Source organism: Streptomyces anatolicus (assembly GCF_019400875.1).
Taxonomy (GTDB): domain Bacteria; phylum Actinomycetota; class Actinomycetes; order Streptomycetales; family Streptomycetaceae; genus Streptomyces; species Streptomyces anatolicus.
Genome location: NZ_WMBF01000328.1, coordinates 1 through 7,072 on the forward strand (window position 1 = coordinate 1; position 7,072 = coordinate 7,072).

The 7,072-nt window shown below is 73.3% G+C and carries 6 protein-coding genes; 5 read left to right on the forward strand and 1 reads right to left on the reverse strand.

What is annotated here, in order from left to right; genetic code table 11:
• Nucleotides 1–524, reverse strand: a 524-nt coding sequence (locus tag GKQ77_RS23795) for a hypothetical protein (RefSeq protein WP_219690972.1), incomplete at its 3' end; no start/stop codon positions are given.
• 263 nt (nt 525–787) lie between these two features.
• On the opposite strand from GKQ77_RS23795, the gene fmt reads away from it, so the two are divergent.
• From fmt to GKQ77_RS23820, 5 genes are all read left to right on the forward strand, one after another.
• Nucleotides 788–1,732 carry a methionyl-tRNA formyltransferase gene (gene fmt, locus GKQ77_RS23800; RefSeq protein ID WP_219690973.1) on the forward strand — a complete coding sequence of 315 codons (945 nt, stop codon included), beginning with the start codon at nt 788–790 and terminating at the stop codon, nt 1,730–1,732.
• A 32-nt stretch (nt 1,733–1,764) separates the two neighbouring features.
• On the forward strand, nt 1,765–3,246 hold the full coding sequence (locus tag GKQ77_RS23805) for an RsmB/NOP family class I SAM-dependent RNA methyltransferase (protein ID WP_219690974.1): 1,482 nt from the start codon (nt 1,765–1,767) through the stop codon (nt 3,244–3,246).
• Nucleotides 3,247–3,496: 250 nt separating this feature from the next.
• Complete coding sequence (rpe, locus tag GKQ77_RS23810; RefSeq protein ID WP_219690975.1) at nt 3,497–4,192, forward strand: ribulose-phosphate 3-epimerase; 696 nt, start codon at nt 3,497–3,499, stop codon at nt 4,190–4,192.
• A gap of 78 nt (nt 4,193–4,270) precedes the next feature.
• Nucleotides 4,271–5,323 carry a sugar-binding transcriptional regulator gene (locus GKQ77_RS23815; protein WP_219690976.1) on the forward strand — a complete coding sequence of 351 codons (1,053 nt, stop codon included), beginning with the start codon at nt 4,271–4,273 and terminating at the stop codon, nt 5,321–5,323.
• Between the two features lie 209 nt (nt 5,324–5,532).
• A complete protein-coding gene (locus tag GKQ77_RS23820) occupies nt 5,533–6,975 on the forward strand; it encodes a GuaB1 family IMP dehydrogenase-related protein (RefSeq protein ID WP_219690977.1) in 1,443 nt (480 codons plus the stop codon).
• The last annotated feature ends 97 nt before the right edge of the window (nt 6,976–7,072 follow it).

Sequence of the window (7,072 nt, forward strand, 5' to 3'; positions counted from 1 at the left end):
GGCCTGGGGTCGTCGCGGAGGTTGGGGCTGCCCGCGGTCGGCTGCGTCGGCATCGTGCGGGCCGCGGGCACGGACGGCAGCGGGACGCCGACCGGCACCGGGCGGGGCGCCGTGGTCGTGGCGGTCGGCGCCGGGACCTCCGTCGCGCGCTCCGCCTCGGCCGCCGCCTGCGTCGTGGCCCGGCGCGCGCCGTAACGGCGGTGGACGGCCTGCTTGGTGACCCCGAGGGCCGAGCCGACCGCGTCCCACGAGAAGCCGAGCGAGCGGTCGAAGTCCACCGCCGCGGTGACCAGCGTCTCGACGCTGTCCCGCAGCTCCTGGGCGAGGCGGACGGTCGGGGCGGGGGCCCGCCCGTACACGACGAAGCCCGCCGAGGGGCTGGAGCGGCGCGGGCGGTAGACGTTTCCGAGCTGGGCGGTGAGCGTACGCAGCGCGTCCACCTGCCGGCGGACCCGCTCGATGTCCCGCACCAGGAGGTGCAGGCTGGCCCGTGCCTGGGCGTCGTGGGTTGCGTGGTCGGCCATGAACAAGCCTCTCGAACCGGCGTGGAAAAGGATCGGGCCGCACCCGCGGCCCACGTTGGTCAACTCTTTCTTGACCAACGCGCTAGCTCGTGAGGGGTCACGGTGCAGGGGCGTATGCGCATATGCACGGGGCGCGCGCCACTTCGTACGCCCCCAGGGCCGTCAACGCGAGTCACCGGCGCGACCGCTTGGGCGGGGCCCCGAGGCGGCCCATAGACTGGTGCGCTGCCGCCGCTCCCACCAGAGATCCGAGGTACCACCCAGTGAAGCTCGTCTTCGCAGGCACTCCCGAGGTCGCCGTCCCCGCGCTGGACGCCCTGATCGCCTCCGACCGGCACGAGGTGGCCGCCGTCGTGACCCGCCCCGACGCGCCCGCGGGCCGGGGCCGCAGGCTCGTGGCGAGCCCGGTCGCGGAGCGCGCGCAGGAGGCGGGCATCGAGGTGCTGAAGCCCGCGAAGCCGCGCGACGAGGAGTTCCTTGCCCGGCTGCGGGAGATCGGGCCGGACTGCTGCCCCGTGGTCGCCTACGGCGCGCTGCTCCCCAAGGCCGCCCTGGACGTGCCGGCCCGCGGCTGGGTCAATCTGCACTTCTCGCTGCTGCCCGCCTGGCGCGGTGCCGCACCCGTGCAGCACGCGGTGATGGCGGGCGACGAGATCACCGGCGCGTCGACGTTCCTCATCGAACAGGGGCTGGACTCCGGGCCGGTGTACGGCACGGTCACGGAGGAGGTGCGGCCCACCGACACCAGCGGCGACCTGCTCACCCGGCTCGCCTTCGCGGGCTCGGGGCTGCTCGTCGCGACCATGGACGGCATCGAGGACGGCAGCCTCAAGGCGGTCCCCCAGCCCGCCGACGGCGTCACCCTCGCCCCGAAGATCACCGTCGAGGACGCCCAGGTGGACTGGGCCGCGCCCGCCCTGCGCGTCGACCGCGTGGTGCGCGGCTGCACCCCCGCGCCCGGCGCCTGGACCGTCTTCCGCGGCGAGCGGCTGAAGCTCGTCCAGGCGGCGCTCGTGCCCGACCGCACGGACCTCGCGCCCGGCGAGCTGTCCGCCGCCAAGAACAACGTGTACGTCGGTTCCGGCTCGCACGCCGTCGAGCTGCTCTGGGTCCAGCCGCAGGGCAAGAAGCCGATGCGGGGCGCGGACTGGGCGCGCGGGGTGCGGATCGCCCCCGGTGAGCGCGTGGGGGACAGCGACGTACGCTGAGTAGGTTCGACCCATCCAGCAGCGGAGCACCTTTGAACGACCAGCCGAACCGGCCTCCCCGCAAACCCTCCGGCAAGGCGGGCGGCAAGCCCGGGAATTCTGGTAAGCCGGGCAAGCCCTACCGCCGGCCCCAGAAGGACCCCGTCCGCTTCCTCGCCTTCGAGGCGCTGCGGGCCGTGGACGAGCGTGACGCGTACGCGAACCTCGTCCTGCCGCCCCTGCTGCGCAAGGCCAGGGAGAAGGAGGGGCCCGAGAAGTTCGACGCACGGGACGCGGCGCTCGCCACCGAGCTGGTCTACGGCACGCTGCGCCGCCAGGGCACGTACGACGCGATCGTGGCGGCCTGCATCGACCGGCCGCTGCGTGAGGTCGACCCGCCGGTGCTCGACGTGCTCAACCTGGGCGTGCACCAGCTGCTCGGCACCCGCATCCCCACGCACGCCGCCGTCTCCGCCTCGGTGGAGCTGGCGCGCGTGGTGCTCGGCGACGGGCGGGCCAAGTTCGTCAACGCCGTGCTGCGCAAGGTCGCGCGGGACGACCTCGACGGCTGGGTGGAGAAGGTCGCGCCGCCCTACGACGAGGACCCCGAGGACCACCTCGCCATCGTCCACTCGCACCCGCGCTGGGTCGTCTCGGCGCTGTGGGACTCGCTCGGCGGCGGCCGCGCCGGGATCGAGGACCTGCTCGAAGCCGACAACGAACGCCCCGAGGTCACCCTCGTCGCCCGCCCCGGCCGCTCCACCGCCGACGAGCTGCTGGACTCCGTGGGCGAGGAATCGGCGCTGCCGGGCCGCTGGTCGCCCTATGCCGTGCGGCTCACCGAGGGCGGGGAGCCCGGACTTATCGACGCGGTGCGCGAGGGCCGCGCGGGCGTGCAGGACGAGGGCAGCCAGCTCGTCGCGCTCGCCCTGGCCAACGCCCCGGTCGACGGGCGCGACGAGAAGTGGCTCGACGGCTGCGCGGGGCCGGGCGGCAAGGCGGCCATGCTCGCCGGGCTCGCCGCCGAGCGGGGCGCGACGCTGCTCGCCGCCGAGAAGCAGCCGCACCGGGCCGGTCTCGTCGCGCAGTCGCTCGCCGGCAACCCCGGCCCGTACCAGGTCATCGCCGCCGACGGCACCCGCCCGCCGTGGCGCCCCGGCACCTTCGACCGGGTCCTGATGGACGTGCCCTGCACCGGGCTCGGCGCGCTGCGGCGCCGTCCGGAGGCCCGCTGGCGCCGCCGCCCGCAGGACCTGGAGGGCTTCGCCCCGCTCCAACGCGGCCTGCTGCGCACGGCGTTGGAGTCCGTGCGCGTGGGCGGCGTCGTCGGCTACGCCACCTGCTCGCCGCACCTCGCCGAGACCCGCGCGGTCGTCGACGACGTCCTCAAACAGACCGGGGGCGGCGAACTGCTCGACGCGCGACCGCTGCTGCCGGGCGTCCCGGCGCTGGGCGAGGGCCCCGACGTACAGCTGTGGCCGCATCTGCACGGGACGGACGCGATGTATCTGGCGCTGATCAGGCGCACCGCCTGAGCCGGCCGCCGCGACCATACCCTGAACTCGGCGCGGGCGTACGCGAGTTGGGTGGGAGCGGGGGAGAGCGGCGGGTGGGTGCCGGTCGCCGGACGGTGGTACGCCGCCGTCCGGCGCGGGGCGCGTGGCGGACCAGCGCGGGGCACGCGACGTACCGGCGCGGGGCGTGTGGCGGGTCGGCGCGGGAGGCGCCGTGACCACCGCTCGGACCGCGGTCGGCGATACGCGCCCGGCATGGCAGGCTTGGGGCATGGCCGTCCAGATCAATCCCAGCATCCTGTCCGCCGACTTCGCCCGCCTTGCCGATGAGGCGAAGTCCGTTTCGGGCCCAGAGGGCGCCGACTGGCTCCACGTCGACGTGATGGACAATCACTTCGTCCCGAACCTCACGCTCGGCGTGCCGATCGTGGAGTCGCTGGCCCGCGCGACGGACACGCCCCTGGACTGCCACCTGATGATCGAGGACCCCGACCGCTGGGCCCCGCAGTACGTCGAGGCGGGCGCCGGGTCCGTGACCTTCCACGCGGAGGCCGCCGCCGCCCCCGTCCGCCTCGCCCGCGAGATCCGCGCCAAGGGCGCCCGCGCCTCCATGGCACTGAAGCCGGCGACGCCCATCGAGCCGTACGAGGACCTGCTCCCCGAGCTGGACATGCTGCTGATCATGACGGTCGAGCCGGGCTTCGGCGGCCAGGCGTTCCTCGACATCATGCTGCCCAAGATCCGCCGCACCCGTGAGCTGATCAGCAAGCACGGGCTCCAGCTCTGGCTCCAGGTCGACGGCGGGGTCTCCGCCGACACCATCGAGCGCTGCGCGGAGGCCGGGGCCGACGTCTTCGTCGCGGGCTCCGCGGTCTACGGCGCCACGGATCCGGCGGAAGCGGTACGTTCATTGCGTACCCAAGCGGCGGCAAAGACCGCGTCAAGTGCCTGGGCATGCGACCACTGAACCACGGGAACGTGAACGCAGTCCCTCAGGGCTGATCAACTAGGCCGGATCTGCAAGGATGAACGGCGAACCCAGTTTGTGAACAGCAGTGAGGAGAGCGCCGTGTCGGCCATGTCGGCGGGTCGGTCAGCCATGCGGATGGGACCCGCGGAGCTGGTGCAGGCGGCGGCCATGGCCCGCCGCTTCTACCTCGAGGGCAAGTCCAAGATCCAGATCGCCGAGGAGTTCGGCGTCAGCCGCTTCAAGGTGGCCCGGGTCCTGGAGACCGCCCTGGAGCGGGATCTCGTACGCATCGAGATCCGGGTCCCAGCGGAACTGGACGCCGAGCGCTCGGACGCGCTGCGCGCCCGCTACGGCCTGCGGCACGCGGTCGTGGTGGAGTCACCCGCGCCCACCGACGAGACCGAGGACTCGCCCGACCCCGAGAACCTCGGCGAGGTCGCGGCGGACCTGCTCGGCGAGCTGGTCACCGAGGGCGATGTGCTCGGCCTCGCCTGGGGGCGCTCCACGATCCACATGGCGGCGGCGCTCGACCAGCTGCCGCCGTGCACGGTCGTGCAGTTGACCGGTGTCTACGACGCGGGGACCGCCGAGCGCGGCTCGGTCGAGGCCGTGCGCCGGGCCGCCCAGGTCTCCGGCGGCGAGGCGCACCCCATCTACGCGCCGATGCTGCTGCCCGACCCGGCCACCGCCGCGGCGCTGCGGAACCAGACCGGGATCGCCCGCGCCTTCGAGTATTTCGACAAGGTCACGGTCGCCGCGGTCTCCATCGGCTCCTGGGAGCCGGGCATCTCCACCGTCCACGACATGCTCAGCGACGAGGAGCGGGCGCACTACGCCTCGCTGGGCGTCGCGGCGGAGATGTCCGCCCATCTGTTCGACGCCGAGGGGCGCCGGGTCGGGCGGGACCTGGGGGAGCGGTGCATCACCGTCGAAGCCGATCGGCTTCGACGGATTCCTGAGGTCGTCGCCATCGCCGGCGGACAGCGGAAGGCCGCCGCCATCGACGCGGTGCTTCGGTCGGGGCTCGTGACCAGCCTGGTCACGGATACCGCCGCCGCTGACCAGCTGCTGGTGGCGGGGCCCGCGCCGCGGCCCGCGCTCGACCGGGCGGATCCGGACGGCAGCTGATTCCCCGCGGGTGCGTGGGGGCTTGGCGCACGGTTCCCCGCGCCCCTTCGGGGCACTGCCCTTTGGATGATTCGACCAGGGGGGTCCCGGGCTGCCTGGGTGATCGTCCCAGGAGGCGCACGGCCTGCGGCATGGGAGAATGAAGTACGTGCTTTTCCCTCGGCCTAACTGTCCGGGGGCCACCTCTGATCGACTGGGATGAGCAGCACGTGCGCTTCCTCAATGACATCCAGCCTGCGTACGACCTGACGTACGACGACGTCTTCATGGTCCCGAGGCGCTCCGCCGTCGGCTCCCGCCAGGCTGTCGACCTCGCTTCGCCCGACGGCACGGGCACGACGATCCCGCTGGTCGTCGCCAACATGACCGCCATCGCCGGGCGCCGCATGGCCGAGACCGTCGCCCGCCGCGGCGGCCTGGTGGTCATCCCCCAGGACATCCCGATCGAGGTCGTCACCGAGGTCGTCTCCTGGGTCAAGACGCGCCACCACGTCCTGGACACCCCGATCGTCCTGGCCCCCTCGCAGACCGTCGCCGACGCGCTCGCCCTGCTGCCCAAGCGCGCGCACAACGCGGGCGTCGTCGTCGACGCCGACCAGAAGCCGGTGGGTGTCGTCACCGACACCGACCTGACCGGTGTGGACCGCTTCACGCAGCTCTCCGAGGTCATGTCCAAGGACCTGCTCCTCCTGGACGCCGACATCGACCCGCGCGACGCGTTCAACAAGCTGGACCACGCCAACCGCCGGTATGCCCCCGCCGTGGACAAGGACGGCCGCCTCGCCGGCATCCTGACCCGCACGGGCGCCCTGCGCGCGACCCTCTACACCCCGGCCGTGGACGCCAACGGCGGCCTGCGCATCGCCGCCGCCGTCGGCATCAACGGCGACGTGGCGGGCAAGGCCAAGCAGCTGCTCGAAGCGGGCGTCGACACGCTCGTCGTCGACACCGCCCACGGCCACCAGGAGTCGATGATCGCCGCGGTCAGGGCCGTGCGCGGACTCGACCCGCAGGTCCCGATCGTCGCGGGCAACATCGTCGCCGCCGAGGGTGTGCGCGACCTGGTCGAGGCCGGCGCCGACATCATCAAGGTCGGCGTGGGCCCCGGCGCCATGTGCACCACGCGCATGATGACCGGCGTCGGCCGCCCGCAGTTCTCCGCGGTGCTCGAATGCGCCGCCGAGGCCAAGAAGTTCGGCAAGCACGTCTGGGCCGACGGCGGTGTCCGCCACCCGCGTGACGTCGCCATGGCGCTCGCCGCCGGTGCGTCGAACGTCATGATCGGTTCCTGGTTCGCGGGTACGTACGAGTCCCCGGGCGACCTCCAGCACGACGCCCAGGGCCGTGCCTACAAGGAGTCGTTCGGCATGGCCTCGGCCCGCGCGGTGCGCAACCGCACCAGCGAGGAGTCCGCGTACGACCGTGCGCGCAAGGCGCTCTTCGAGGAGGGCATCTCCACCTCCCGCATGTTCCTCGACCCGAGCCGTCCGGGCGTCGAGGACCTGATCGACTCGATCATCGCGGGTGTCCGCTCCTCCTGCACGTACGCGGGCGCGGCCTCCCTGGAGGAGTTCGCCGAGAAGGCCACGGTCGGCGTCCAGAGCGCCGCCGGGTACGCGGAGGGCAAGCCTCTGCACGCCAGCTGGAGCTAGTCGCCGCGCTGTGCGGATCGCGTGAGATCCGCGGGTCGTGGGGGCTGGTCGCGCAGTTCCCCGCGCCCCTGAAAGGCGGGCCGCGCCCCGTAAGGGG